The sequence below is a fragment of the Gordonia sp. GONU genome (genome assembly GCF_024733855.1).
Classification (GTDB): Bacteria; Actinomycetota; Actinomycetes; order Mycobacteriales; family Mycobacteriaceae; genus Gordonia; species Gordonia amicalis.
On sequence record NZ_JANRHB010000092.1, the window covers coordinates 1 to 801 of the forward strand.

Annotated in this window: 1 protein-coding gene; it reads left to right on the forward strand. The window is 66.3% G+C overall.

Annotated elements, in window-relative coordinates; all coding sequences use genetic code 11:
* Positions 1-801 (forward strand): 13E12 repeat family protein (locus NWF34_RS25300; protein ID WP_258326405.1); only part of this gene is annotated, 801 nt, incomplete at both ends.

An 801-nucleotide genomic window follows, 5' to 3' on the forward strand; every position in this document is an offset into this window, starting at 1 on the left:
GGTCGATCGAGAATGCCGACCCCGAGATGGTCGAAGCCGCTGCCGCACGTGATGATCGCAGCGATGCGCAGCGCAACCACGACGCGTTCAACGCCTTGCTGAAGGCTGTGTTCGAGGACGGACTCCTGGGCAAGAGTCACCGCGGGTTGCCGATACAGGTGATCGTCAAAGCCGACCTCAACGATCTGATCCGCGAAGCCGGGTTCGCCACCACCGCCACCGGCACCCTGATCCCCATCCCCGGCCTCATCGACATGGCCGCCGACGCCCAACCCTGGCTGGCGGTGTTCAAAGACGCCACCGCCATCCCGCTCTACTTCGGACGCGGCAAACGCCTGGCCACCCGCGAACAGCGACTGGTGTCCTTCGCCCGACCCGACGGCGACGTCTGCTCCACACCCGACTGCGACCTATCCGCCGCGCACGTGGAAATGCATCACGCCCAACTCGATTGGGGTCTGGGTGGCCTCACCGACATCACCGACCTGGCCCCGGCCTGCTCGAAACACAATCGGATGGTCGGCGACCAGCCCGGCCAATACACCACCCGCATGGTCCGCGAGGGACCCGACGAAGGGCGCTGCGTCTGGCAACTCAACGCCGAACCCGGCGCACCACCCAACCCCGAACGTGTGAACCGGCGACCCGACATATCCCGCCGGTTCATCGAGCACCTTGAACAGGTGCGCACCGAGATCCACGGACCCGACCCGGCGTCCGGCGATCAGTCGCGCCTGCACCTGCGCCAAGTCATCGACCTACGCAACGCCTCCGACGCCGAAGCCACCCTCGCCTCGATAA